Origin of the sequence: Psychrobacillus sp. OK032, from assembly GCF_900111345.1 — a bacterium.
Lineage (GTDB): Bacteria > Bacillota > Bacilli > Bacillales_A > Planococcaceae > Psychrobacillus.
The window spans coordinates 129,247-155,204 of record NZ_FOGY01000003.1 but is presented as its reverse complement, the minus strand read 5'-3'; the positions used below and the strand labels follow the sequence as shown (position 1 = coordinate 155,204).

The window sequence follows — 25,958 nt, the reverse complement described above, 5'->3', positions numbered from 1 at the left end:
GAATCATGCTAGACGGAGATATAAAAGCACAATTAGCCCAATACCTTGAATTGATGGAGGGCGATGTGCTACTTAAAGTTAGTGCTGGAGAAGATAAGGTCTCGCGTGAAATGACCGCACTAGTGGATGAGTTAGCCACGATGTCCTCCCGCATTAAAGTAGAAAAGGTTGATTTAGAAAGAACACCGAGTTTTAGTGTTAATCGCATCGGTGAAGATACTGGCATAGTTTTTGCTGGTATTCCACTTGGCCATGAGTTCACTTCATTCGTTCTTGCTTTATTGCAAGTGAGTGGCAGAGCTCCTAAAGTGGATGAAAAAGTAATCGAACAAGTGAAAAACTTGGAAGGCGAGTACCGTTTCGAATCGTATATTAGTTTAAGCTGTCAAAACTGTCCGGAAGTTGTACAAGCACTTAACCTAATGAGTGTGTTAAACCCTAGCATTACGCATACGATGATTGACGGTGCAGCATTTAAAGATGAAGTGGAAAGCAAAAACATCATGGCGGTTCCGACTGTATTACTAAATGGAGAATCTTTCTCTAGCGGTCGTATGTCCGTTGAAGAAATCCTGGCCAAACTGGGAAGCGGACCAGATGCCTCAGATTTTGCTGATAAAGATCCGTATGATGTACTCGTTGTAGGCGGTGGACCAGCTGGTGCAAGTGCTGCAATTTATGCAGCACGTAAAGGTATTCGTACAGGAATTGTTGCCGATCGTTTCGGTGGACAGATTTTAGACACAGCTTCGATTGAAAACTTCATTAGTGTTAAACATACTGAAGGTCCTAAACTTGCTTCAAGCCTTGAGGAACACGTAAAAGAATACAATGTCGATGTGATGAACTTACAGCTTGCGAAACGTTTGGAAAAGAAAGACCTCATCGAAATTGAATTGGAGAACGGTGCCGTTCTAAAGAGTAAAACCGTTATCCTCTCAACAGGAGCACGTTGGCGCAATGTTGGCGTACCTGGCGAGGCTGAATTTAAAAACAAAGGGGTCGCATACTGCCCACATTGTGACGGTCCATTGTTTGCAGGTAAAGATGTTGCTGTTATTGGTGGTGGTAATTCCGGGATAGAGGCAGCGATTGATCTTGCAGGAATTGTAAACCATGTAACCGTTCTTGAATTTATGCCAGAGTTGAAAGCCGATTCTGTTCTCCAAGAGCGTCTTTACAGCTTATCGAATGTTACGGTTCTGAAAAATGTTCAATCGAAGGAAATTACCGGTACTGATAGCGTAAACGGTATTACTTATATTGAGCGGGAAACAGGTGAAGAAAAGCATATCGAACTAGCTGGCGTATTTGTTCAAATCGGTCTTGTACCGAGTACGGAATGGCTAGGCAACGCCGTTGAACGCACGAAGTTTGGCGAAATCGTTGTCGATAAGCGTGGCGCAACAAACGTACCTGGCGTATTTGCGGCAGGAGACTGCACGGACAGTGCGTATAAACAGATTATTATTTCAATGGGATCAGGTGCGACCGCTGCTTTAGGTGCATTCGATTATCTCGTCCGAAATTAATGAACGTACGTTAAATGTTGGATTCGTTCAACGAATAGTAAGAGGAACAGGCTAAAAAATGAGCCTGTTCCTTTTTTGTACTTGTTCTTTGCTCCGCAATACCCAGTTATATAAATAACCAGTCTCCTTCTTTGATCACTCATTAGAAAACCTCCTTAATTTATGCGATAATGTAAGAACAAACGTTTTAATTCATGAAGAAATGAGGTGCTACCATGAAACCCGTAATCCTAGCAGAAAAACCATCGCAAGCAAAGGCATATGCAGATGCTTTTTCCGTAAAACGACACGAAGGCTTTTTGGAAATACTACCTTGTCCAATTTTCCCAGAAGGTGCTTATATAACTTGGGGAATTGGCCACTTAGTTGAATTAAAAGAGCCAAAAGCATATGACCCAAAATGGGATAAATGGTCACTTAATAGTTTACCTATTTTACCGGATCGATATGAATTCCAAGTTGCAAAAGGAAAGTTTAAACAGTTTACGATCGTGAAAAAACTGATAAGAGCAACCGATACCATTATTAATGCATGTGACGTGGACCGAGAAGGTTCTAATATTTTCTATAGCATTTATTATCAAACAGGTGCTAGAGGTAAAACAATTAAACGGTTATGGATTAACTCTCTTGAAGTGGATGAAGTCCGAAAAGGGTTTGCTAATTTACAAGATAATCGCAAAGATCTTCTTTTATATGAAGAAGCGAAAGCTCGTCAAATTAGTGACTGGCTTGTTGGAATGAACGGCTCTCGTCTATATTCTCTTCTATTGCAATCACAAGGTATTCGAGAAGTTTTTCCGATTGGCCGTGTGCAATCACCAACGATTTACTTGATTTACCAGCGACAATTGGAGATCGAAAACTTTGTTTCGGAACCATTCTTCGAAATTGAAGCAATCTTTACGGCAGAACACGGAGTTTATAAAGGGAAAGCAAAAGCGAAAGAACCGAAAAGAGAAATTATTCAAGCACTTCTTGCAAAACATGCTATTCAACCAAACTCACCAGGGGTTATTACTTCTGTGGAAAAGTTGGATAAACGAATGCCACCACCGCAGCTCCATTCGCTATCGACACTACAAGCGACTGCAAACAGACTATGGAAAACAAGCCCGGCAGATGTATTGAAGACGATGCAAGGACTCTATGAAAAGAAGCTTGTTACTTACCCTCGTACTGATTCACGTTTTATTACAACGAGTGAGTTTTCTTACCTTGCTGGACAAGTAACGGAATATCAAAAACTTATCGGGCACCCGTTCCCTGTCGCTTCGCTCGTACCTAAGAAGCGTTATGTGGATAATTCAAAAGTACAGGAACATCATGCAATCATACCGACGAAAAAACTCCCTACTCAAGCAAAACTTGCTGGATTGTCTAGTATTGAAAGAAATTTATACGAAGAAATCGTCCGCACGACACTCGCTATGTTTCATACAGATTATTTATATACAGAAACAAAAGTGACAACGGATATAAATGGATTACCTTTTTTCACTACTGGAAAAACAGAGCGTGATAAAGGGTGGAAAGCATTGCTTGTTCGTTCTTCTAAGGAAACGGAAAAAGATGAACCTACCCTTCCCCCTTTGTTCGAACAAGAAAAGGTAGAAAGTAATATTGGTATAAAAGAAGGGAAAACTCAGCCCCCAAAACCTTATACAGAAGGCCAACTAATTGCAATGATGAAAACATGTGGAAAACTTGTGGAGGACAAAAATGAAACAGATATTTTAAAAGAGGTAGAGGGTCTTGGAACCGAAGCAACACGAAGCGGGATCATTGAAACAATAAAACGACACGGCTATATTGATGTAACGAAAAATATTGTGTCTATTACGGATAAAGGACGCGTTCTATGCCAAGCAATTGAAGGAAATTTACTTGCAAGCCCATCCATGACAGCAAAATGGGAAACGTACTTGCGGAAAATCGGGAACGGTGAAGGTTCACAGGAACGATTTCTTGGTAGCATTGCGAAGTTTATCCACAGCTTATTACAAGAAGTTCCGAATCAATTAAAAACAAAAAACATTGATATACAACTCGTACCTTCTAAAAAATCGAATGCTAAATATAAACAGGAACCAATAGCTCCTTGTCCTAAATGTAATCAAGGTTCCATCGTTGCAAGAAAGAATTTTTACGGCTGTACGAATTACAAAAATGGCTGCACCCAGACTTTCAACGGCTTCTTTTTAAAGAAAAAGATTACACCAAGTCAGATTAAACTTCTTTGCACAAAAGGCAAAACAAATGTTATAAAAGGATTCGTCGCAGAAAACGGTCAAACTTTTAATGCTAGCCTTTCCTTTATAGAAGGTAAAGTGAAGCTAGATTTTGCAAAAGAATAATAAAATAGGATGTTCTTACTATATATAAAGAACATTTCAGACTGTAGAGAAACCCATTTTGGAGTGCAGAAAGTTGTATAAATTCGGCAAGGACCACCACTTCGCTTTCCGTGGGCTTGGCTTCAGCCTCCTCGTCACTTCGTTCCTGCGGGGTCTTCAGCTCAAGCTGTTCCCACAGGAGTCTTCGTGGTGGTCCTTGCCTTATAAACACTTCCTTATAGATATCCACTATCTTCACTTTTATTCTGATAAGGCAACCTCTTAAGTTAAATTTATTATTAATCATAACCGTTTTTAAAAATACTTTTGTCATTTACCTGGGATGAACCTTACTAAACATAAAGGACATCCTCTTTTATACTACTGCTTAATCTTTTCTAAAAACTTTTCAGCTACAAGTGTAGGCTTATTCGCTTTCATTATCGCTGACACTACAGCAACACCTGCAATACCTGTATGTTGCAATGTATCGACATTCGCTAACGCGATACCACCAATCGCCACTACAGGAATCGAAACGGCTTTCGTTATTTCTTCGAGTACCCCATGCGGTAAAAGCTTAGCATCTCCTTTTGTACCTGTTGGAAATACGGAACCCACCCCTATATAAGTAGCCCCATCCCTTTCAGCATTCTTCGCTTCTTCTAGGGTTCCAGCTGAAACTCCAATAATAAACTGCTTAGGTACCATCCTTTTCACAATCTCAAGAGGCAAGTCCGTCTGTCCAATATGAACGCCAGCCGCATTTATTGCAATCGCTATATCTATTCGATCATTAATAATTAGTGGGATATCGTAAGAATCTAGTAGCTTTTTTAATGCTTTTGCTTTTTCATAAAACTTCTTTCCAGAACTGTTTTTTTCTCGGAGCTGTACAATCGTCACTCCTCCTTGGATTGCTTGTGATACTACTTTCAACAGCGAATTTAACGGGACTGATTCTTCCGTTACTAAATACAACGTCATATCATGATTCAATAATAGAGACCTCTTTTCCCCATATATTTTCATCTAAATGAAAAATCTCATCCATCAATTTAACTTTAAATTGCCCAATTCCTGCCCCATCCGAAAGATTCCTTTTCGCTCTTTCTCCCGCTAAGCTCATCGCTGACATGCCCGCGATACTAGCAGAAAAATAATCATCTGTCGTTCCTGCAAAGCAAGCTATTAAAGATGTTGTCATGCATCCTGTACCTGTTACTTTCGTTAACCATGTATCCCCATTTTCAATTTGAACAATTTCATTTCCATTGGATACAATATCTACTTTTCCACTCACTACTACAATACAAGAAAAAAGATTTGCTGCTTTAATTGCAAGTTGTGTAGCGTCAAAAGATTTATCCTCAACATCCACCCCACGTGTTTTCCCTTTACCACCGACTAGTGAATCTATCTCACTTGCATTTCCTCGAATAATTGTTACCCTTATTTTTTCTAATAGCTCTCTTGCTAATCTTTTTCGAAAAGTTGTAGCTCCTACGCCCACTGGATCAAATACAACTGGTATACCTTTCTCATTTGCCGCCTTTCCAGCGAGTAACATTGCAGAAAAAGTCTCCGCTTGAATTGTTCCTATATTCAGTACTAGTGCGTTTGCTAATTGCACCATTTCCTCTACTTCTTCGACACTTGTTGCCATTACAGGGGAAGCCCCAATTGCAAGGGTTACATTCGCACAATCATTAATTGTTACTACATTTGTTATATGGTGAACGAGTGGGTTTTCACTGCGGACAAGCGAGAAAAGGTCACTTACTACTTTTTTATTCATTATTATTTCTCCTATCTATTTCATTCCCATTTTTGAGCTCTCATATAAATCATAAAAATGATGCGTTGGCCCGTGTCCAGAACCCAAAGGTAAACTATGAGTAATGGCAGTCGTTATATACTGTTTTGCTAATATTACTGCTTCAAGTAAAGTCGTACCATTTGCTAGATTTGCTGCAATTGCAGAAGATAATGTGCAACCTGTGCCATGTGTATTTTTTGTCTGAATGCGTTTAGCTTTTAACCAATGGAAGTCCTCTCCATTATAGAAAAGATCATTTGGAGGCCCCATTAAATGTCCTCCTTTTATCAATACAGCTTCGACACCCATTTCTATTATTTGTTCACAAGCTTTATACATTTCTTCTTCCGTTTGCAACGTTCTTCCTATCAAAACTTCCGCCTCTGGAATATTTGGTGTAATAATAGACGAAAGGGGTAGTATTTCTTTCCTTAAAGCCTCTACCGCGGATTGTTCTAAAAGATTATGACCACCTTTTGAAATCATGACAGGATCGACGACTATAAATTTAGGTTTATATTTCATTAATGTTTCCGCCACTACATGAACGGTTTCCATATTCCCAAGCATACCAATTTTCACTGCATCTACCCGAATGTCGTCAAATACTGCTTCTAGCTGATCTTGAATAATATTCAAATCAATTTGTTGAACAGAGCGTACCTCTATAGTATTTTGGGCTGTAACTGCAGTAATGACGGACATTCCGAATGCACCGTTGGCAGAGATTGCTTTAATATCTGCTTGGATACCAGCTCCCCCTCCTGAATCAGATCCTGCTATTGTAAGCACCGTTTTCATTTAATAATCCTCCCATCATTTTGTTTTTCATCATCACTTTTAACAATCCATACGCCAAAAAGGCTCCTGTAAACGAACTAAACATAAAGGCGGGCACAAATCCAAAGAGTGTTAGCTCTTTTCCAAAGAGGAGGACGCCTATTGGGTATGTAGCAATGGCGCCGAGGATACCAGTACCAATAACTTCTCCGACAAATGCATATCCAAGTTTTTTTGTGTTCGAATAAAAGAGACCAGCTAAAAGTGCTCCAATTACACTTCCTGGAAATGCAAAAATAGAGCCAGTGCCCAATAAATTTCGTAAAGTTGAAACGATTAATGCCCCTCCAACCGCATACCATGGACCTAATAAAACAGCCAATAGGACGTTTGCGAAATGCTGGATTGGGAAAACCTTTGCAAAACCGACTGGTATAAAAATGATGTGGCTAGATATGGTCGTTATTGCAATAATGACCGACGTCAATGTTAGCTTCCTTGTTTTATTCATTCTTTTCACCCCTTCAATCAATTACGCCTCGGCGTATATGCGTCCAAATTTTGAATTGCGCTTAGGCCAACAAGATTTTGGTCACTCAGGCGTTGCCGCAAAAGTCTTTTGGGGCAACGCCTGAGTTCCTCTATTCAGCCATTTTTTTGCTGAGTCAAGTTAAATTGGCCATTCTTCTAGTTGATTGTTCATTTCCCAAAATAAATACTCGAACTTCGATGTCATTTGAAAATGTTCTTCGATGAGAGCAAGTTCTCTTTCGGGTTTTCCTTCCGTTAACGTATCCATCAAATCGATTAACCACTTTGCACCCGCTGCAAATTGTTCAGAATCGTACGTTTCAATCCATTTTGCATATTTGTTAGTGGATAAGCTATCCCCATATTGTGCACGTAGTAATTTCCCGATTTCCCAGTAATCCCATGCGCAAGGGAGTAAACAGGAAACTAGTTCTACAAGCGAACCGTTTTGAGCAACGTTTAACATATATCGCGTGTATGCTAGGTTTGTAGGAGTTGGTTTTGTAGCTTCCAATTCCTCTTTTGTAATTCCAAATTCTGCAGCAAATGTCCGATGTAAATCCATTTCAAAATGGAGCGTATCGTGAAGTGTTTTTGAAAAGCTAGTCATCATCTCTAAATCGAGTGATTTTTGAACTCCTACTGCAAATAGCTTGGAATAGTCTAATAGATAGACATAATCCTGTTTCATATAATGAATAAACTTTTCTTCTGCTAATATTCCTTTCCCTAACTCCTGCACAAATGGATGTTGATGATTTTTCGCCCATATTGGTTTCGCATTTTCAAATAATCTGTCACTGAATTTCTTTGTTGAAGACATATGCCTTACCTCCTGAAGTAATGTTTTCTAATTTTTTGGTATTACACATTCGATAAATGAATAACTACAGTATTTGAGTTCTTTCAACCTTTTCCTTTCATAGCTATATTTTTGAAAACAAAAAAACCGCTCTCCATAAACGGAAAGCGGCTGTTTTCTACATAATTAAACTAAATATACGAAAGTAGGGTTCCAGCTGCTTCCCTCCGCTAGTATTAACTAAATCAGGTTCAAAGGGTTTACATCCAAGATGTGTCTCAGCCTATAATAGGCTCCCCTAGCAGTCATCTATTTAATTATAAATATATCTAAATCGTAACATACATTAAATTAATTGCAAGAATATTTCGTCAAACGTTATTTTCATTCTAATACAACGAAACTTTACCACACTTGTTGACTTCACTAAAATTGTTCTTTTCCTTCGCCTGTTATTCCAAAGAAATCTTTAAAACATTATTCAAATATCTCGTTGTATTATATCCATAAATCTCCAATTTGTCTGGAATCATATTTTCACCGTGGTACCGAGCTCTTTGAACCGTATCGAAATATCGGGGCTGCTCGATTTCTTCATATGAGAAAGGGGTTTGATTCAGATCGTATTCTACCCCGTTTTTATCAACAAGCACTCCCTCATAATTCATCTCCGTTGCACCAGATACATCTCCATTCTCATTAACCATGTTAAAATGGAGCGTTTCATATGTTCGATTCTCCACTTCATGATTGCTTATGACAATATCGGTGGACTGTCCAACTTCCAGCTTGTCTATGGAGATTGTACTTCCTGCATATTCAAATGTTTGAGGATACTCCTGGGTAGCATCCAATTCAATGATTTTTTTGTCTTCAAACGTTAAATGAACAGATTCAAATTGAATGTTAACCTCTTTTGGTTTTTCTCCAAAAAGAGGGTCAAAATGCGTTTGTAAAGTATTCCAATTCACATCATGCTGTAAATTTAAATAAGAGGTTCCATACTTATCTGCTTTCACCTTTTTATTATTCACTTCTATATTGTTAAAATTAAGATATCCTATCTGCTTTTCTGGCTGTTCATGATTAATACCAAATTGAATAGTTGTCGCTGTTGGGGCAATGATTAATTTATCAAATCGAATCGGAATCCCTTCTATTTCTATTTCTTTATCCAATGCATATTCGGTGGAAGGCATTTTTGTTACAGGTATCTCGAAACTCCATTCCCCTGTTTTATTTTCGATGTTCCCATAACCCAAATAACCTTCTTGCTCATTGGAATCACGACTCAATTTATGAAGGTTTGTAATTTTGAGTTTGATGGTACCGTTATCAGTTGTGAGTGGCAGCAGACTCATCTTCCCCTGATAAACGTTCTTTTCTTTATTATTTACATCCGATTCAAGATCAGGAGGATAATATTTCGGATAATATGTTGTATTGCTCATGATTTCATATTCATTCTCCACGAAAACCCCATCACCATAATTCATCATATATTGGCTGTCTTCAACTGTATCTTCAATTTCATAAAATACAAGTGTTTGAAAATCATCAGCAATTGCGCTCTTAATCGTAATTTTCAACCCATCGCTTTCGGCTTCCAGGTTTAGTCTCTCACCAAGGTCTTGTTGTAGAAAGGCACGCAATTCCAGATCTTCTTCTGTGAATGAATAGTAGAGGCTACCAATCGTCCCTGTAAAGAAACCTATACCAATTAATAATAAGAATACACTTGCAAACAAAAGTCCCACTCTTTTACGTTTCTTGTTCCTCTGTTGTCTGTGCTTCTCGTTTTCTGTCAGCCTTTCTCTAACATTCTCCATGAAACCTGATGGCATATGCAAATCTTCAATTCTATCTGTAAGATTTAACATGGTTGACATGACATCCTGAAAGGTAGCCAGCTCCTCCTGACATTTTTGACAATGATATATATGTACCTCTAAATCAATCTTTTTCGACCGATCCATCGTTTGCCCTAAGTAATCGAGGTAATCCTTTCGATACTCCAAACAACCATGATAGGTTGATCCGGACCACATTTCATTTTTAAGTGACTGGATTCCGGAAAGCAACAGCTCTTTCATCTTTTCCCCTGAAACTTGGAGAAGATGTGCCGCTTCTTCCTGAGAAAACCCGTGTACATATGTAAGAACCAGCGCTCCTTTCTCGTCCTGTTGCAATTGATCAAGTGCTTTAAATACACCCTGACGTGGTTCTCTTTGCTCCAAAACTTGCAAACTTCTATTACGAGAAAGCTCTCGGCAGTTATGTATGAATATGGATGTAACCCATGTTTCTAATAGTGTGTTATTTTTTAAATGAGGCAATTCCTTTTGGGCTTTTAAAATGGTACGGTAAAAAAGCTCTTCCATTTGTTTCTGATTACTAAAATAGCACCAGCCAAGTATATAGAACGATTGTTGATGCTGATTCAACCAATCAACGATGGATTCCATGCCTTTTCCTCTTATCATAGCGGTAGAAATGGGATCTGTTTTTGCTGGAATCATCAAAGTGTCCCCCTTTTTGTCTGCGTATCATTAACGTTCGATATGTGTTCTTTATAATTAGATTCGCAACTTTTGTATACACTTCAGGCGTTAGAGTTATTGCTCTTTTTGATAAATTTATAAATTTATATTGTTGTGAATAATGGTTCATTTATAGAATATCAAACTTCGTATTAGTTCGTAAGTTTATTTGTCAAGGAATTAACTATAAAAGCTATTTCTTCTTAATTCTTTGATTCCCATTGCTAAGTCATTCCCTTACTAATCGCTAAACATCAACTTTTTTCCCTACTAATAAGAAAAGGCTGCCCAAGGGCAGCCTCCTTTTCTAAATTGCCATCTTTTTATTACGGGATAGATTCCATTAATGATCGTATAAATTATTTTATGACCGCATACTCACTCAAACGGATAAGCATACGCAATATTTCCCATACGACCTTCCGTAGTTACCGCTTGTGACAATGAATTTAATATCGCTTCCTCCGTCACTTCAGCCGCTCCTTGGAAAAGGTCATTCATTATCGGATGATCATCCCTCAGTTGAACCCTAGTTTCTACACTTTCCTCTGCATAGTGTGCAACTTTATTTGCTGTAGAAAATGCAATAACTACATCTCCACTACCGTTACTAAAGTGACTCCCAGTTCTTCCAAGTCCTATACCGCATCTTTTTGCCAACCTCTTAAGCTGTCTACTACTAAGTGGGGCATCCGTTGCCAACACAATCATAATAGAACCATCAGCTGGTTTTGGAAAAGTTGGAACATTAGTCTTTTCTTCTATCTTATAGTGAGTACTTTGAAAATCTTCTTGTCTACCAAAATTACTAAGCACTAAACAACCGATTGTATAATCCCCAACAACACGGGAAGAAGACCCAATTCCACCTTTGTATCCAAAACAAATCATTCCTTTTCCTGCCCCTACAGCACCTTCAGCAGAAACATCCGATGAAGCATTTTGAATACACTCTATTGCATGCTTTGGCTGAATTGGTAGTTTTCTAATTGAATTTAACCTACTATCATTGCACTCACCAACTACTAAGTTAATCGTTCCGGTAGTGTCTCCAATCTCAAGATTACTTTCTAACATAAACTCAATCGTACCTTGCGTAACTGCTGGAACTGCAAATGTATTCGTCAGCATAATTGGTGATTCTATCAGTCCTAGTTCGTCCACTTGTACAAGACCAGTTGTTTTCCCAAAGCCATTCAGTACATAACTCGCACCTACCACTTTTTGTTGAAATAAATTGCCGCCATGGGGCAAAATAGCCGTCACTCCGGTACAAGCATATTCTCCCTCGTCTAAAGGGTTATCTAGTGTTATATGTCCAACTTTCACACCATCCACATCGGTAATACAATTCTTTATTCCAACAGGAAGTCGTCCAATTACGATTCCTCTTTGTCTAATTTTTTTAGGTTCCATAGTATCCATATGTCTCCCCTACTATCTATATTTTTATTTACTCTACCATCTTACGACAATAATTAAGTTTATCCCTGCGTATCTAAAACTTTGGGTCTACCTCCCTATAATCATATTTTCATAGCACAAGTCTTTTCTTCAATTACTTCTTTCCTGTTTTTATATAAATATTAAAAATTTTACAATAACTTATCAAAACGGTAATTTTCCTTTGCTATAATCTATGGGCAATACAAAACATATGTCGAGGAGTGGATGGAATGTCGAAGGACAGCTTTTGGAATAACGCTTTTAGTAAGGTCGCTCTATCTTTCTTATTAATATTATCATTATTTTTACCGTTTATAACTGTCCCAAATGCGCTGGCTGCTGAATCAATTACTGTTGGAGAAGCTATCGCAAATAACACAGGAACGGCAACAGTAAAAGGGTTTATCGTTGGTATTGCAAATTCAGGTACTTCTTACGATCAAGAAGCGCCATTTACAGTAGCTACCAATGTGGGTCTAGCTGACTCTCCAAATGAAACAGTTGCATCTAAAATTATTCCAGTTCAATTACCAACAGGGGTAATACGTACTGCATTAAATTTAAAGGATAATCCAGGTTTATTTAAAGCAGAAGTAACGATCACTGGGTCACTTGAAGTATACTTCTCTGTGCCAGGTTTAAAAGGTGCAAGTGCATTTACCATTATTTCAGAAGGCGAAACGCCCCCTCCAGCTACAGAAGCAGAAGTAATGGATAATATTGCTGCGGCTCGTGCTATAACAGATGTAAATAAAGTAGTAAAAGTACAAGGAACCGTAACAACAGGCACTGGATTCTGGGGTGGAAAAGGTTTCTACATCCAAGATGAATCTGCTGGAATTTATGCTTTCACTACTTCAGCAGATGTAAATTCTGGTGATCTTGTAGAACTTGAAGGTAAAGTAAGTCCATATAGTGGCGAACTTCAAATCCAACCAACAAAAATTACTAAAATCTCTTCAGGAAATACTCTTCCAACAGCCCAAGAAATCATACCAGCTGGAGTAAATGAAGAGACGCAAGCTGAACGCATTCAGTTAAATAACGTCACTATCTCTAATTTAATAAAATCGAATGATTTTGGAACATTCGAATTCACTGCTACACACGAAAATGGGGAATCTGTTATTATTCGAAATGATAACAGAAACGGATTAGATTACGACACATTCATGAAACAGTATAAAAATGGCGATTTAGTTCATGTATCTGGTATCGCTTCCAAATTCGATACAACCTATCAAGTGAAAACACTCGGTTTAGAAAGCTTTGACCAAGTCAATAAACCCGCTGTTTACACAGATGTTCTACCAGGAACCGTATCTGAAGGAACAGAAGTTTCATTAATGACACCAATTGAAGGTGCGGCTATTCATTACACGCTAGATGGATCGACACCTACTTTGGAAAGTGCACAATACACTGCTCCTATTAAACTAACAAAAAGTACGACCATTAAAGCGATTGCTGTAAGTGACATTACTTCTGATGTATTCACTTTTACGTACAATGTATTGAAGTCAAATGACCTTGTTATTCGCGACATTCAAGGAAACGGACACTTCTCTCCTTATGAAGGTGCAAACGTACAAAATATTACAGGTGTCGTGACTCACTTGTATAACTCAGCAAACTTTGTCATTCAAGACATTAACCCGGATGATGACAATACTACTTCAGAAGCAATTATTGTCAATAAAGCTTCAAACGGACTTAAAGTCGGTGATTTAGTATCAGTTGCAGGTTCTGTAGAGGAATGGTATTACGAGGGCTATTCGGATATGAAAGCAAACGATTTACCAATTACAAGAATACGTGCGACAACCGCTACAAAAACTGGAACAGAGACTCTTCCTGCTCCATTAGTAATTGGTGAAGATATTTTTCCACCAACTGAAATCATCGATAATGATCAATTAACTTCATTTGATCCTCAAGAAGATGGGATCGATTTTTGGGAATCCGTTGAATTAATGCGAATTGCCGTTCCAAATGCAAAAGTGGTTGGTCCGCAAGACTATGGTGAGATCGTTGTAGTAGCAGGCAATTCTACCAACACAACATTCAACGTTTTAGGTGGGATTAACATTTCAGCTAATGACTACAATCCAGAAAGAATAGTTGTAGATATTAATAATGACAAGTATGATGCAAAATCTGGTGACTATTATACAGAGGACATTGTTGGTGTAATGGGCTTCGGCTTTGGGAACTTCAAGTTATGGGCAGAAGAATCCACTCTTCCACCAATTACTCGTGTTGAAAAACCAAATGTAATAACAGATATCACCCCTACTGAAGATAAACTGACAGTAGCTGCTTACAATGTTGAAAACTTCTCAACGAATAAAGAAAATACGCCGGATGATAAAGTAATGAAAATCGCAAAATCATTCGTAGAGAATATGAAATCTCCGGACATTATTACATTAGTAGAAGTTCAAGATAATGACGGACCAACAGCTTCTGGCAATACAGATGCATCTGCGAGCTATGAACGCTTAATTGCAGCAATCATTTCAGCAGGTGGTCCAACATACAAATGGACAGACATTGCACCTGAGTATGATCAAGACGGTGGTCAACCAGGCGGAAATATTCGAGTTGGATACTTGTACAATCCAGAACGTGTCACATTAGTAGATGGAAAAAAAGGTAGCTCGACTGATAAAACAGCTTGGGATGAAAATGGAAATTTAACATTAAATCCAGGTCGTATTCTAGACCTACCACAGCCTAATACACGTAAACCTCTTGCTGCTCAATTTGATTTCCAAGGCGAAAAAGTGGTCGTGATCGGAGCGCACTTAAATTCAAAAGGTGGAGATCAGCCTTTATTTGGCAAACATCAGCCTCCATTTTTAGGATCCGAAGCTGAGCGAATTGAGTTAGCAACGATGATTAATAACTTCATTAAAGCTGGCCAAGCAAAAGATCCCGATTTAAACGTAATCGTCGCTGGTGATATGAATGACTTCGAATTCACACCAACACTCGCTGCACTTAAAGGCGGAATATTAACAAATATGGTTGAAAAAGTACCTGCTAGTGAACGTTTTTCTTACTACTATCAAGGAAACAACCAAGTTTTAGACCATATTTTAGTGACAAATAACTTAGCAGATAAAACTGCCGTAGACATGATTCACATTAACGCGAACTATATGGATATTCACGGTCGTGCTTCTGATCACGATCCAGTATTAATCCAAGTAGAATTTAACGAAAAAGAAACGTACACTCTACAAGCTAATAAAACATCTGTAGAATTAGAATCAGGTCAAACGGAGAAAATTACATTAATAGAAACTACGACGAAACAAGATGGTACTACTTCAACGAAAGATGTATCGGCAGAAGCAACTTATAGTGGATTTGATACGAAAATCATTTCTGTTGAAAAGGGCGTTATAACTGCAAAGGCAGTTGGAAAAACAGCAATAACTGCAACATATGGAGATAATACAGTAACGATTAACGTCACTGTTCAATCTATTAAACCTGGTGAAGCAGTAATTACTGCCGATGAGGTAGATACTTCTAAAGCGGTTATTACTGTAGATGGTTCTGTACTGCATGATGCTGGAAATGTATATATTCGTTTCACAGAAGCAGCTACAAAGAAAATCGACACAGCTAACAAAGATGTCGTGATTACACTTGTAAACGGAACATTCACTATCCCTGCGAACAACTTTAATATACTTGCTACGAGTGGTGAATTTACACTTCAATTGGATTATCATGTACCACCAGGGCTATTGAAGGAAAAGAACAAATCAAAGATTAAAGATGATCTGAAGTTGAATGACATTGCTTTCCTTGATAGTAAACAGAAGCAAGTCACAACAGGATTCAAAGAAAACTTCATTATCATTACAGAAGGTAAAAAACCTACTGTGGAAGGTGCTTACTACGATACTAAATCAAAGAAATGGAAATTCAAGAAAATTAAATAAGTAACGAACAAAACTCCGACTATCCTAAAGGCTAGTTGGAGTTTTATGTTTAATATCGCTTATATATTTCCTTTGTCATTTGTAAAAAAGCAACCGCAGCAGGTGACAATGGCACGTCTTTCACATAGCTGATAACTACCGTATTTTTGTAAATTGGATTTCCCATTGTGAACAGGTTTGCTTCTGTTTCAACATTATCTCGTTCTATCACACATTCCGGAATAATCGTTAAACCTAGCCCGCTATTGGATAATCGGAAAGCGTTCTCAATATTTTGCGTCTCCAAAACGATTTCTGACTCGATTCTGTAATGCTCCAAAATTTGATCCGTTAATCTACGTAAACCAAGACCAGGCTTCAATAGAACGAAACGTTCATGATTCAAAAACTTCGGATTAAAAGGTATATGTTTCGGTTCTTTGTATTTAGCATCATGTAATCGGTGACCTTTTGGTACTACTAGATAAAGATTCTCTTCATATAGCTTTTCATAAACTAATTCAGGATTTGTAATGGGTAACATATTTAAGCAAATATCAATTTTGTTTTGTAATAGTAAGGATTCCATTTCCGAGGCAGACTCTTCTACAAGTTCAATCTCCAAACCAGGATAAGTCTTGATAAAACTAGGTAAGAATTGATAAAGCGTATAGGAAGCTAGTATCGGATTGATCCCTAAAACAATTCTCCCCTTTTTAAAGTGAGAAATAGCCTCAAACTCATGTTTCATTTTTAAGTACTTTTCATCGATTTCCTTCATATAAGAAAGATAACGTTCACCAGCGTAAGTAAGTATTAGGGGCGTCACTTGACGATTCACTAATTCAACACCAAGTTCTGTCTCTAGGTTTTTAATATATTTACTTAAATAAGGCTGAGAGATAAAAAGTGCCTTTGCAGCTTGTGAAATATTCCCATGTTCGAGAATCGCATCTAAATATTGAGCAGACAAATCTTTCATTTGATTCAACTCAGGTTCCCTCCTTTACCTATAACGCTTTCATTATTATCGATTTCTTTTTAAATATTACAGAAAAAAGCACATAGCGAGTATTCTCACTGTGCCATCTGAAATTGCTGGAACAGCTTTATTCCTAGCTTCAGAAGATGCATTTTAGGATTTGAAGTTATCGCTCTCTTTTTCCCCCTTCACACACTGATAAAATTCCCTATTCTGAATAATAATATTCTAAATTAATAGTACATCAATTCTTTAAATAATAATTTTGCATATCCTCGTTTTGGGAACGATTGAAAAATTAGTTTGAAGGCTCGTGGTGGAATCTATACCTGTAAAAATAACAGCAAAAAAATTGTCTCCCACGAGAGGAGACAACTTTGAAAATGCGTATGAAATTACATACCACCAGTTACAGGGATTGATTCACCTGTAATAGCAGCAGCACCTTCTGAAGCTAAGAACACTGCAGTTTTACCGATTTCAGATGGTTCAAGCAAACGTTTGATCCATTGTTTACCTAAGATGTGATGAGCTACTGCTTGTTCTTCAGTAGTGCCGTCTTTTTCAGCTAAAATTGGAATTTGTTTTTCAATTAATTCAGTGCGTACTGGACCTGGTTCGATACAGTTAACAGTAATTCCGTTTGTAGCATTCTCTAAAGCTACCACTTTAGAGAAACCAGTTTGTCCTGCTTTAGCAGCACAGTAAGCTGATTTGTAAGCATCCGGAATACGACCGTGTGCAGATACGATGTTAATGATACGACCGTAGTTTTGAGCTTGCATTGATTTTAATGAGTGTTTTGTCATTAAGAATGTACCTTTTAAGATAACATCGTTTAATAGATCCCATTTTTCTACTGGGAAATCTTCTGTTTTGCAGATGAATTGTAAACCAGCGTTGTTAACAACTACGTCTACAGAACCGCGCTCCGCGATTACAGTGTCGATAGCAGTTTTAACTGAAGTTTCGTCAGCTACGTTTACTTTGTAACCTTTAGCGTTTCCTAATTTTTCAGCAGAAGCGATAGCAGCCTCTTCATTTAAGTCAAAGATAGCAACGAAGTCACCATTTGCAATAAATTCTTCTGCGATTGCATAACCGATACCTTGCGCAGCACCCGTGATTAATACCGTACGATTTGTTTTCATAATTTAGTACCCTCCAACTAGTTTTATGTTTGATTACTTAATTTATTTTTATTCACTGGGGAGAGACTCCAAACTTTCTCCCCAGTGGATTTTGTTAATAGAATAGAATACCCATTATTAAAGCCACGATTAGTGCGAAAAAGATTGGCACAGTCATAGCTATAAATGCATATTTAAAAGAGTTTTTATGATTCAACCCTGCTAATGCGAACAATGATAGTATTGCACCCGCATGAGGTAATCCAGTCAATACAGAGGACGCAATCGCAGAAATTCGGTGCATCGCATCAGGGTTCACTCCCATATCCAAATAAGTCTGTGCAAATGCTTCCATCGCTATTCCTAGCCCACCTGAAGATGAACCTGTCATTGCTCCAAGTGATGCTGAAGCAATTGTTAAACTAATTAATGGATTTCCCGGAATCCCCAAAATGAAATCTGAAATTAATTTGAACCCCGGTGCCATTGTAATAACAACACCAAAAGCAACGGTTGCCGCTGTAAAGAAAATAGGTGTAATAGAACCATTCGCTCCTAGACTAAGAGCTGTTTTATGTGAAGGTATGAACGGATGAAACAAGATTGCCGCTACAATAATACCCGCTGCTAGCCCGATTAATACGATATTATCCACTTTCATTGCACTACCAGCAAAAATAATGATGATTAGTACAAGAATTGGTAAGATACTTATAAAGAAAGATGGAGTTTTTTCTTTCAAAGCAAGTGAGTCTTCTTTTGCATCTTCGTAAGGGGCAAATGTATCACCAGCTGCAATGCTTTTTTTCATCGCATATCTCATATATACAATCCCCACAATGATTGCGACTAGGGATGCAACAAACCCCATCAACGGTGCAGCCATTAGTGTCGTTCCTAAATATTTCATTGGGACAACGTTTTGAATGGATGGTGTTCCCGGCATCATCGTCATAGTAAATGTTCCAATACCTATAAATATTGGAATAACGACTAAATTCCATGCTATATTCAACTCTTTAAATAATGGTTTCGCTAATGGAATAATTACAAACAATACGACAAACAAACTAATTCCGCCGAATGTTAAAATTGCACTAATTACTAAAATCGCAACCAATACAGAGAAAGGTTTTTGCGTTCCTGTTATGGATAATACTTTTTGTGCAATGGATTGGGCTGCCCCACTTTTCTCAATATACTGCGCTAAAATTGCCCCTAATAAAAACACTGCAAAAAAACTGATTAAAAATCCAGATAAGCCTGTCATAAATGAAGTTTCAGTTCCTATTAAAGAAGGAAAGAAATCCATACCATTTGTCACAATTACAACAATTGCTGCAACTGGTGCTATGAAAACGATACTGTAACCTTTCATTGCAAGAATGACGATTAAAGCAATCGCTATTACTATACCGATAGTTCCCATTACGTGTATTCTCCTTTTACCAATCAATTTGTGTCATAAATTCATCATTTGTGTGAACTTTTTATGTCTATCCACATTATTGCACAATGTATTTTCATTTCAAAATAACTATAAAGTTATTAAAATTATAACCAAATTATTATATTTCCATTGGAACGTTGGGGCATATTGACCTATAGTTTTCAGACAAATCAGGCCCCCTTTCAAATTAAGTCCTTAGCCCTATAAATGTAAGGGAAATATATATAACCAAGTAAAGTAGTTTGAATTTTGTTATAATTAAATTAGAAAAATTATCTATCACAATGGAGGTTTAGACATGGGGAACAATAAGATATCAATGATGGATGCATATATGATTGAAGTGTTGCGCAGTAACAATACATCTAATGATGATATTCTGACTTTACTTGAGAATAAAGATATAAGTAGTTTGGTGAATATAAAGCCAAAGTTTGATTTCAATGAACTTATTAAATTATATGAGCAAGATAAAAGCGTATTTAAATCTGTGTTAGTTGATGGATATACAGTAAAATTTCTTACGATGAACGGATTAAAAAACCTGTTAAAAATGAAATTCAATAAAGTCGCTGAGCAAGACTATGAAATATCCGATACGGGTATCCATCATTTAGAAATAGATACACAACATTTTCCCACCCTACAAAAACTCCTATCGATTAATTGGATTATTGAAGAACATTCTGCTACTAACAGTGACACTTCCAAGAAAATAGTGAATATACAAATCGTTTAATAAGAAAAGTTCAAACACCCTCTAAGTACAAAACCTGTTTTGTATCGTTTTCGGAGATCTTTGGACAGACTTATTGCAATATCATTACCGATTGATTTTTTTGAGAGACTGGTCGTGACTGACGTCACGACCAGTCTCTCTTTTTTCGGTAATCTTATTGCGTTTGTCTGTCCGTCGCGCTCCTTCAACAATTCAAATAAGGTTAAGATCTTTTTGAATAATGAGTGAAAAGATGCTTTCCAACCTTTTAAAGGAGGACAGTCTAAGAACGCGACATCGTGTCGCAACGACTGTCTGACCCGCATCGTGTGGGCCTCCGAAGATGCAATTTCGGGTGCTCTAGTACTCCTCTATACAGTAGATGCTGACTATTTTTGGGTCATATACTCTTTTACCGGTAAAAGAAAATTAGCAGAAATGCTCTTCTTAAAGATTCTTACTAGCTAACAGATCCATCACCTCTACCTTATGTTCAATCCACTGCATTTTCCAAGTACAAGTGACTTTACCACAAAAAAATATGCTTACTTATCTTTTAGTTGTCCTTTCTTTTATGATTGATTGGAGTGGAAGGAATTTCACGGGTGCCTGGCACCAGTAACGTTCCTGTAACATACCTAAGAACTACTGTCGAAAGTCCAATTCCTCTCTTCTTTTATGAATACTTTAATCATTAGGGAGGTGAAATTAATTGGATAATAAGCAGCCATGTAGTGAATGTGGCAAAGTTCATACGAATAGAGGCAGAAGAGGTCCGATGGGCTTTGAAGGTCCACCTGGGGTCCAAGGTCCTCCAGGAGAACAAGGTATACGAGGTGAAAGAGGACCTAGGGGGTTTATGGGATTGGAAGGTCCCGAGGGCAAAACAGGTGCCCAAGGGCCTTCAGGTGTCGCGGGACCACCTGGTGGAATTGCTGAATTTGCATACATTTACAACATTGGTGAACAGCGAATTCATCAAGAAGAAGATATTTCCTTCGATTCAAAAGGTATTAATACATCCGGAATTTCACATACCGCTGGAGAGTCTAAAATAACAATTAAATATAGTGGGATTTACGAGATTATCTATCATGTTACTGGAAAACAACCTAATCAGTTAACCCTATTTGCTAACGGTATAGAAGCAACTAATACTACTTTTGGTACAGATGACGGAACCGCACAGAATTTTGGTATTCAGATCCTCCATTTAGAGGACAATACCGAGTTAACACTTAGAAATCATACATCCATACCTAGTCACCTTGACTTATTAGTAAATGCAGGAGGCACACAAACAATTGTCAACGCCGCAATAACAATAAAAAAGCTTTCTTCTGGTATATAAATTTCACTAAAAAACTCCCGCCTATTTGATCAGCGGCGGGAAGTTTTTAATAGCTAAGTTTAAATTTCCGCGTCATATCGCTCAATAGGTATACTACTTTTTGAAACATCCGTGTGGGAAGCTTGGTTGCCTATGGTTGAAAACAATGATATGCTTTAAAAGTTAGATAAATAAAATAATTGATTTTATTTCAAAAAACCAGACGACTTACCCCTTTTTTATTTCACCTACTTGTGAATTCATCTTTAACTGAATCTTATCAGTTCTAATTGCTACTAAATTCCTTCGTCATAAGGTAGATACTATTTTGATAAAATCATATTTCTGACACTTCAGCTGTATGTCTTAGCAATGGCATAGAGGCATCTCTTTTATCCAGTTTTGGATATGATGAGAAGTCCTTTTTTTATACCCAAAAAAGAACTAGAAGAAAATTGCTTGCACAAGTATGGAAGAAACCATCCGTTTAAGTCGGTTTGGTTTAACAAACAATCAGTTGGTAGTGATGAGCATCTGCTGATTAAATTTACTTAATATGACTCATCATATTATAAAGGAGGTACTTATGCTCAAATTTGAAAATGTAAGTAAAGTGTACGCAGACGGTTTTAAAGCGGTAAATTCCGTTAATTTTGACATTCCAGAAGGAGAATTCCTTGTACTAATTGGTCCTAGTGGTTCCGGTAAATCTACAACGATGAAAATGATTAATCGAATGATTTCTCATACTAGTGGAACTATCTCCATCGACGGAAAAGATATTACAAAGTTAAACGCAGCTGAACTTAGACGTAATATCGGATATGTTATTCAACAAATTGGTCTTTTCCCCCATTACACTATCGAAAAAAATATAGCCATTGTTCCGGAACTAAAAGGGTGGGACAAAGAAAAAATTAAAACACGTGTAAAAGAATTATTAACTATGGTCGGACTTGACCCGGAAGTTTATAGCTCTCGTTATCCAAAGGAACTTTCAGGGGGACAACAGCAACGTGTAGGCGTTGCAAGAGCCCTTGCCTCCAATCCACGTGTCATCTTAATGGATGAACCTTTTGGAGCACTAGATCCAATTACGCGTGATCAGCTACAAGGAGAATTACTTTCGCTTCAACAAAAACTAAAGAAAACGATTGTTTTCGTAACTCATGATATGGACGAAGCATTAAAACTCGGTGATCGCATTGCCATTATGAGAGACGGGCATTTACTCCAAATCGACACCCCAGAGAAATTATTACAAGAGCCGGCTTCTGAATTTGTAGAAGAGTTCATCGGAAAAGATCGAATCGTTCAAAATCCCGAGCTAATGCCAGTTATCAGCGTCATGACCGAAAAAGTCGTTACGTCTTACCTTCACCGTTCTCCTGAAAAAGCGCTATTAATGATGCGCCAACAAAAAATTACTTCTTTAATAATCGTAGATGATAACGATGATACACTCGTAGGAATTGTTTCTGCTTATGAATTAATAAAAAAAGTAAATACGATCCAATCCATTGAAGAAATTATGGTTGTCCCAGAATACGTTCTATCAGACTCCGCAACCGCTAAAGACGCAATTGTTATGATGCCCAATGTACGTTCTGGTGTCATTCCCGTATTAGGCGAAGCAAATAAAGTAGTAGGATTAGTAACTCGCGGTACTTTACTCACTGCTTTGTCCAACCAATGGACAGAAATGGAGGATCTAAATGAATAATTTAAATATATGGGAACAATTCATGCAACAAGCGGAAATGCGCTGGCAGGAGGTAATCGAAGCAACATCCGTTCATATTCAACTCGTATTTTTCTCTATGTTAATCGCCATTATTCTAGGGATTGGATTAGGTATATTAATCACACGAGTGCCAAAACTTTCGACAATTGTATTAGGTGGAGCAGGTATTATGCAAACTATTCCGAGTTTAGCACTACTTGGATTCATGATCCCTATTTTCGGAATTGGTGTAAACACTGCGATTGCAGCTCTATTTTTATACTCACTACTTCCGATTATTAGAAATACATATACAGGAATAAAAGATGTCAATAAAGCTACAGTAGAAGCCGCTAAAGGAATGGGGATGACAAGCCTACAAGTATTAATAAAAGTGGAACTTCCCCTTGCAATTCCAATGATTATGGCAGGTGTACGTACTGCTGCTGTTATTAACGTTGGAACTGCGACACTTGCTGCATTCATCGGTGCCGGCGGGCTTGGAGATTTTATCTTCTTAGGAATAACTCGAGGAATTGACGGATTAATCTTACTTGGTGCGATTCCTGCCGCGTTATTAGCAATAATTTTGGAGATTTTCTTCACCTACCTTGAACGTTGGACAACACCAGAAGGGTTAAAATAACGGTGATAACATGACAAAAAAAATAATCATAAAATCTATCCTACTACTTCTAGTAGTAACTTCCCTTACAGGTTGTATTTTCAAAACAGAAGATTCATTGATCGTAGGTTCCAGAAACAACACGGAAAGTATCATATTATCTAATATTATGGGGCAGTTAATTGAAGAAAAGTTAGGCATTGATGTTACTTATAAAGAAAATCTAGGAGGTTCCAATGTAGTTTGGAACGCGATGGTTAACGGTCATATTGACGTAATTCCCGATTATACAGGAACAATTGTGATTAACTATTATCAAGAAACCGCTGGAAATGCGGATGAGACATTAGCTAAAACAAAAGAGTTAGTAGCGGTAGACGGCATTACTGCATTAAATTCTTTTGGGTTCAATAATACCTATACTTTAGCACTCGATGAAGACGAAGCTGAACAATTAAACATTAAAACATTTAGTGACTTCGCAAAAGTTTCGAATGATTTTGTTTTAGGCGCGGTGTTTGAATTCATCGATCGACCAGATGGCTTACCTGGATTCCAAAAAGAATACGACATCCAGTTTAAAGATGTGAAAGGAATGGATCACGGTATTATGTACCGATCCATTAATGCAAAAGAAGTCGACGTGATCAACTCCTATACAACAGACGGACAACTACAAATGTACAATCTGCGTGTGTTAGAGGATGATAAGGCCTATTTCCCACCCTATCATGCACTCCCGCTTGCTCGAACAGAAATATTAAAACAATATCCAGAATTAGAAGAAGTACTACTTCAATTAGCTGGTAAAATTGATGAAACAACGATGCAAATGATGAACGCCAAAGTGGATAATGAAGGAATGATGGTTGAAACAGTTGCCAAAGAGTTCTTACAAGATGCTGGGTTTATAAGTAAATAAATCACCCACCAAAATATGTAAACAAAAAAACTTCCTGCTAGTATACTAACTAGTAGGAAGTTTTTTGATCCGCCGGAGAATTGGACAAATAGGATAATGTTCCCAGGTATTGAAAACACAGGCTGTGAGTCTGCATTCGTTTTCTCGGATTGGGCGGATAAGGTTAAATTTTAAATCGCTGCACCATATTGTTCAATAAATCCTAATTTATTTATAAAAGTTTTCAGGTATCGCCCCGAAGTTTCTTTTATGATAGAGCAATGGATTTGTATCTTCATTATGAATATGGATAACTTCTCCGATGAAAATAATATGGTCTCCGGCATCAATTTGTTTTGCAGTTTTGCATTCTAATTGAGCAAGTGAACCAGACAATACAGGTAATTGTCTTGCTGACTCTTCCCATTTACATTGACTAAAACGATCCTCTACTTTAGAAGCAAATAAACTACAAATATCCGCTTGATCATCAGCCAAAATATTTACTGCAAATTTTTCTGCTTCTATAAATGCTGGATATGAACCAGACTTTTTATCAATTGACCATAATATTAGTAACGGATCTAAAGAAACAGAAGCGAACGAATTGACCGTTAATCCTACTGGATTATTTGCATTATCAAAAGTAGTAACAACCGTTACACCGGTCGGATAATTACCTAACGCTTTTTTAAACTCCTCTTGTGCTGTACTTACATTTACATTTACACTTACCATAAAAAATACACTCCCATTCTTATTTACTTTACAATGACAACGCGATGTTCCACCGGTTCTATTAGTTTTTCTTTCGGGGATGATATAGGATTGCCAAATGGCAGCTGGGCAATAAGTTTCCATTGTTCTTGGATACCCCAAGATTCTTTCACTTCTTCTGAAAGTTCCGGATAGAAATGTTGCAAGCTCGCTCCAAATCCTTCTTGTTCGAGTGCCGTCCAAACTATATACTGTAGCATTCCGGATGCTTGGTGAGACCAAACAGGAAAGTGATCTTCTACGCTTGCAAATTTCTCTTGGAATGCTTCTACAACGGAATAGTCTTCAAAAAACAGCACTGTACCATAGCCACCAGCAAAACCTTGAAATCGACTTTGAGTAGATTGTATCTTTTCCTCAGCAAGTCCTTGTTTCACCGATTCAAATACTAGTTTCCAAAACTTTTTATGTTGATCGCCTATTAACACTACAACTCGCCCTGTTTGTGAATTGAATGCAGTTGGTGTGTGTTTTATCACTAAACTTACAACATCATGAATTCTTTCGTCTGAAATAATTTTTTCATCATTAATGCCGTAAATAGAGCGTCTACTTTGAACAGCTGAATAAAAACTTTTGGTCATTTGAAAATACGCCC

21 protein-coding genes and 1 riboswitch are annotated in these 25,958 nt (G+C 37.6%); of the genes, 8 read left to right on the top strand and 13 right to left on the bottom strand.

Annotated elements, in window-relative coordinates:
- Positions 1–2: 2 nt before the first annotated feature.
- Entirely contained in the window at positions 3–1,532 is a 1,530-nt protein-coding gene (ahpF, locus tag BMZ04_RS07665) for an alkyl hydroperoxide reductase subunit F (protein WP_093267504.1), read from the top strand.
- Here the strand turns inward: ahpF and BMZ04_RS22305 are convergent.
- On the bottom strand, positions 1,529–1,675 hold the full coding sequence (locus BMZ04_RS22305) for a hypothetical protein (RefSeq protein ID WP_177184373.1): 147 nt from the start codon (positions 1,673–1,675) through the stop codon (positions 1,529–1,531). The genes ahpF and BMZ04_RS22305 overlap by 4 nt on opposite strands.
- 72 nt (positions 1,676–1,747) lie before the next feature.
- Here BMZ04_RS22305 and BMZ04_RS07660 point away from each other — a divergent pair, with 72 nt between their 5' ends.
- Positions 1,748–3,889 carry a type IA DNA topoisomerase gene (locus BMZ04_RS07660; protein ID WP_093267502.1) on the top strand — a complete coding sequence of 714 codons (2,142 nt, stop codon included), beginning with the start codon at positions 1,748–1,750 and terminating at the stop codon, positions 3,887–3,889.
- A 360-nt stretch (positions 3,890–4,249) separates the two neighbouring features.
- Here BMZ04_RS07660 and thiE read toward each other — a convergent pair whose 3' ends face one another.
- From thiE to BMZ04_RS07620, 7 genes are all read right to left on the bottom strand, one after another.
- Complete coding sequence (gene thiE, locus BMZ04_RS07650) at positions 4,250–4,867, bottom strand: thiamine phosphate synthase (protein WP_255367846.1); 618 nt, start codon at positions 4,865–4,867, stop codon at positions 4,250–4,252.
- The gene (thiM, locus tag BMZ04_RS07645) at positions 4,857–5,666 is read right to left on the bottom strand and encodes a hydroxyethylthiazole kinase (protein WP_093267494.1); all 810 of its coding nucleotides are present in this window, start codon (positions 5,664–5,666) and stop codon (positions 4,857–4,859) included. The genes thiE and thiM overlap by 11 nt, the downstream gene beginning before the upstream one ends.
- A gap of 15 nt (positions 5,667–5,681) precedes the next feature.
- Entirely contained in the window at positions 5,682–6,488 is an 807-nt protein-coding gene (gene thiD, locus BMZ04_RS07640; RefSeq protein WP_093267492.1) for a bifunctional hydroxymethylpyrimidine kinase/phosphomethylpyrimidine kinase, read from the bottom strand.
- Positions 6,457–6,978, bottom strand: coding sequence for an energy coupling factor transporter S component ThiW (gene thiW, locus BMZ04_RS07635; RefSeq protein WP_093267490.1), 522 nt, complete (start codon positions 6,976–6,978; stop codon positions 6,457–6,459). The genes thiD and thiW overlap by 32 nt, the downstream gene beginning before the upstream one ends.
- Before the next feature lie 159 nt (positions 6,979–7,137).
- Complete coding sequence (tenA, locus tag BMZ04_RS07630) at positions 7,138–7,821, bottom strand: thiaminase II (protein ID WP_093267488.1); 684 nt, start codon at positions 7,819–7,821, stop codon at positions 7,138–7,140.
- A gap of 184 nt (positions 7,822–8,005) precedes the next feature.
- A riboswitch (TPP riboswitch) is annotated at positions 8,006–8,110 on the bottom strand.
- A 142-nt stretch (positions 8,111–8,252) separates the two neighbouring features.
- Positions 8,253–10,319 carry a DUF4179 domain-containing protein gene (locus tag BMZ04_RS07625; protein ID WP_255367845.1) on the bottom strand — a complete coding sequence of 689 codons (2,067 nt, stop codon included), beginning with the start codon at positions 10,317–10,319 and terminating at the stop codon, positions 8,253–8,255.
- Positions 10,320–10,718: 399 nt separating this feature from the next.
- Positions 10,719–11,765 (bottom strand): DmpA family aminopeptidase, encoded by a 1,047-nt coding sequence (locus BMZ04_RS07620; protein WP_369802637.1) that lies wholly within the window; start codon positions 11,763–11,765, stop codon positions 10,719–10,721.
- 251 nt (positions 11,766–12,016) lie between these two features.
- On the opposite strand from BMZ04_RS07620, the gene BMZ04_RS07615 reads away from it, so the two are divergent.
- The gene (locus tag BMZ04_RS07615; RefSeq protein WP_093267484.1) at positions 12,017–15,745 is read left to right on the top strand and encodes a DUF6359 domain-containing protein; all 3,729 of its coding nucleotides are present in this window, start codon (positions 12,017–12,019) and stop codon (positions 15,743–15,745) included.
- A 49-nt stretch (positions 15,746–15,794) separates the two neighbouring features.
- Here the strand turns inward: BMZ04_RS07615 and BMZ04_RS07610 are convergent, their stop codons facing one another.
- The 3 genes from BMZ04_RS07610 to BMZ04_RS07600 all read right to left on the bottom strand — a co-directional run bounded on the left by BMZ04_RS07610 (position 15,795) and on the right by BMZ04_RS07600 (position 19,265).
- Positions 15,795–16,706, bottom strand: coding sequence for a LysR family transcriptional regulator (locus BMZ04_RS07610; protein WP_093268077.1), 912 nt, complete (start codon positions 16,704–16,706; stop codon positions 15,795–15,797).
- Between the two features lie 395 nt (positions 16,707–17,101).
- Complete coding sequence (locus tag BMZ04_RS07605) at positions 17,102–17,857, bottom strand: SDR family oxidoreductase (protein WP_255367844.1); 756 nt, start codon at positions 17,855–17,857, stop codon at positions 17,102–17,104.
- Between the two features lie 94 nt (positions 17,858–17,951).
- On the bottom strand, positions 17,952–19,265 hold the full coding sequence (locus tag BMZ04_RS07600; protein WP_093267480.1) for a GntP family permease: 1,314 nt from the start codon (positions 19,263–19,265) through the stop codon (positions 17,952–17,954).
- A gap of 319 nt (positions 19,266–19,584) precedes the next feature.
- On the opposite strand from BMZ04_RS07600, the gene BMZ04_RS07595 reads away from it, so the two are divergent.
- From BMZ04_RS07595 to BMZ04_RS07570, 5 genes are all read left to right on the top strand, one after another.
- Positions 19,585–20,025, top strand: a complete 441-nt coding sequence (locus BMZ04_RS07595) for a hypothetical protein (RefSeq protein ID WP_093267478.1) — start codon at positions 19,585–19,587, stop codon at positions 20,023–20,025.
- A gap of 691 nt (positions 20,026–20,716) precedes the next feature.
- The gene (locus BMZ04_RS07585; RefSeq protein WP_093267474.1) at positions 20,717–21,355 is read left to right on the top strand and encodes a collagen-like protein; all 639 of its coding nucleotides are present in this window, start codon (positions 20,717–20,719) and stop codon (positions 21,353–21,355) included.
- Positions 21,356–21,920: 565 nt separating this feature from the next.
- Positions 21,921–23,057 (top strand): betaine/proline/choline family ABC transporter ATP-binding protein, encoded by a 1,137-nt coding sequence (locus BMZ04_RS07580; RefSeq protein ID WP_093267471.1) that lies wholly within the window; start codon positions 21,921–21,923, stop codon positions 23,055–23,057.
- Positions 23,050–23,703, top strand: a complete 654-nt coding sequence (locus BMZ04_RS07575; protein WP_093267469.1) for an ABC transporter permease — start codon at positions 23,050–23,052, stop codon at positions 23,701–23,703. The genes BMZ04_RS07580 and BMZ04_RS07575 overlap by 8 nt, the downstream gene beginning before the upstream one ends.
- Positions 23,704–23,713: 10 nt before the next feature.
- A complete protein-coding gene (locus tag BMZ04_RS07570) occupies positions 23,714–24,604 on the top strand; it encodes a glycine betaine ABC transporter substrate-binding protein (RefSeq protein ID WP_093267467.1) in 891 nt (296 codons plus the stop codon).
- Between the two features lie 207 nt (positions 24,605–24,811).
- Here the strand turns inward: BMZ04_RS07570 and BMZ04_RS07565 are convergent, their stop codons facing one another.
- Together BMZ04_RS07565 and BMZ04_RS07560 are read right to left on the bottom strand one after the other, a co-directional pair.
- Positions 24,812–25,321, bottom strand: coding sequence for a flavin reductase family protein (locus tag BMZ04_RS07565; protein WP_093267464.1), 510 nt, complete (start codon positions 25,319–25,321; stop codon positions 24,812–24,814).
- A gap of 23 nt (positions 25,322–25,344) precedes the next feature.
- Positions 25,345–25,944: a nitroreductase family protein gene (locus BMZ04_RS07560; RefSeq protein ID WP_093267461.1), complete on the bottom strand. Its 600-nt coding sequence runs from the start codon at positions 25,942–25,944 to the stop codon at positions 25,345–25,347.
- Between the last annotated feature and the right edge of the window lie 14 nt (positions 25,945–25,958).

What these genes read in the sequence shown, in the direction of transcription:
- BMZ04_RS07580 (WP_093267471.1), top strand. Translation starts at nt 21,921, where the DNA reads ATGCTCAAATTTGAAAATGTAAGTAAAGTGTACGCAGACGGTTTTAAA.
- BMZ04_RS07600 (WP_093267480.1), bottom strand. Translation starts at nt 19,265, where the DNA reads ATGGGAACTATCGGTATAGTAATAGCGATTGCTTTAATCGTCATTCTT.
- thiM (WP_093267494.1), bottom strand. Translation starts at nt 5,666, where the DNA reads ATGAATAAAAAAGTAGTAAGTGACCTTTTCTCGCTTGTCCGCAGTGAA.
- BMZ04_RS07565 (WP_093267464.1), bottom strand. Translation starts at nt 25,321, where the DNA reads ATGGTAAGTGTAAATGTAAATGTAAGTACAGCACAAGAGGAGTTTAAA.
- thiW (WP_093267490.1), bottom strand. Translation starts at nt 6,978, where the DNA reads ATGAATAAAACAAGGAAGCTAACATTGACGTCGGTCATTATTGCAATA.
- thiD (WP_093267492.1), bottom strand. Translation starts at nt 6,488, where the DNA reads ATGAAAACGGTGCTTACAATAGCAGGATCTGATTCAGGAGGGGGAGCT.
- BMZ04_RS22305 (WP_177184373.1), bottom strand. Translation starts at nt 1,675, where the DNA reads ATGAGTGATCAAAGAAGGAGACTGGTTATTTATATAACTGGGTATTGC.
- BMZ04_RS07625 (WP_255367845.1), bottom strand. Translation starts at nt 10,319, where the DNA reads ATGATTCCAGCAAAAACAGATCCCATTTCTACCGCTATGATAAGAGGA.
- BMZ04_RS07575 (WP_093267469.1), top strand. Translation starts at nt 23,050, where the DNA reads ATGAATAATTTAAATATATGGGAACAATTCATGCAACAAGCGGAAATG.
- BMZ04_RS07615 (WP_093267484.1), top strand. Translation starts at nt 12,017, where the DNA reads ATGTCGAAGGACAGCTTTTGGAATAACGCTTTTAGTAAGGTCGCTCTA.
- BMZ04_RS07605 (WP_255367844.1), bottom strand. Translation starts at nt 17,857, where the DNA reads ATGAAAACAAATCGTACGGTATTAATCACGGGTGCTGCGCAAGGTATC.
- BMZ04_RS07570 (WP_093267467.1), top strand. Translation starts at nt 23,714, where the DNA reads ATGACAAAAAAAATAATCATAAAATCTATCCTACTACTTCTAGTAGTA.
- BMZ04_RS07560 (WP_093267461.1), bottom strand. Translation starts at nt 25,944, where the DNA reads ATGACCAAAAGTTTTTATTCAGCTGTTCAAAGTAGACGCTCTATTTAC.
- BMZ04_RS07620 (WP_369802637.1), bottom strand. Translation starts at nt 11,765, where the DNA reads ATGGATACTATGGAACCTAAAAAAATTAGACAAAGAGGAATCGTAATT.
- tenA (WP_093267488.1), bottom strand. Translation starts at nt 7,821, where the DNA reads ATGTCTTCAACAAAGAAATTCAGTGACAGATTATTTGAAAATGCGAAA.
- BMZ04_RS07595 (WP_093267478.1), top strand. Translation starts at nt 19,585, where the DNA reads ATGGGGAACAATAAGATATCAATGATGGATGCATATATGATTGAAGTG.
- BMZ04_RS07660 (WP_093267502.1), top strand. Translation starts at nt 1,748, where the DNA reads ATGAAACCCGTAATCCTAGCAGAAAAACCATCGCAAGCAAAGGCATAT.
- BMZ04_RS07610 (WP_093268077.1), bottom strand. Translation starts at nt 16,706, where the DNA reads ATGAAAGATTTGTCTGCTCAATATTTAGATGCGATTCTCGAACATGGG.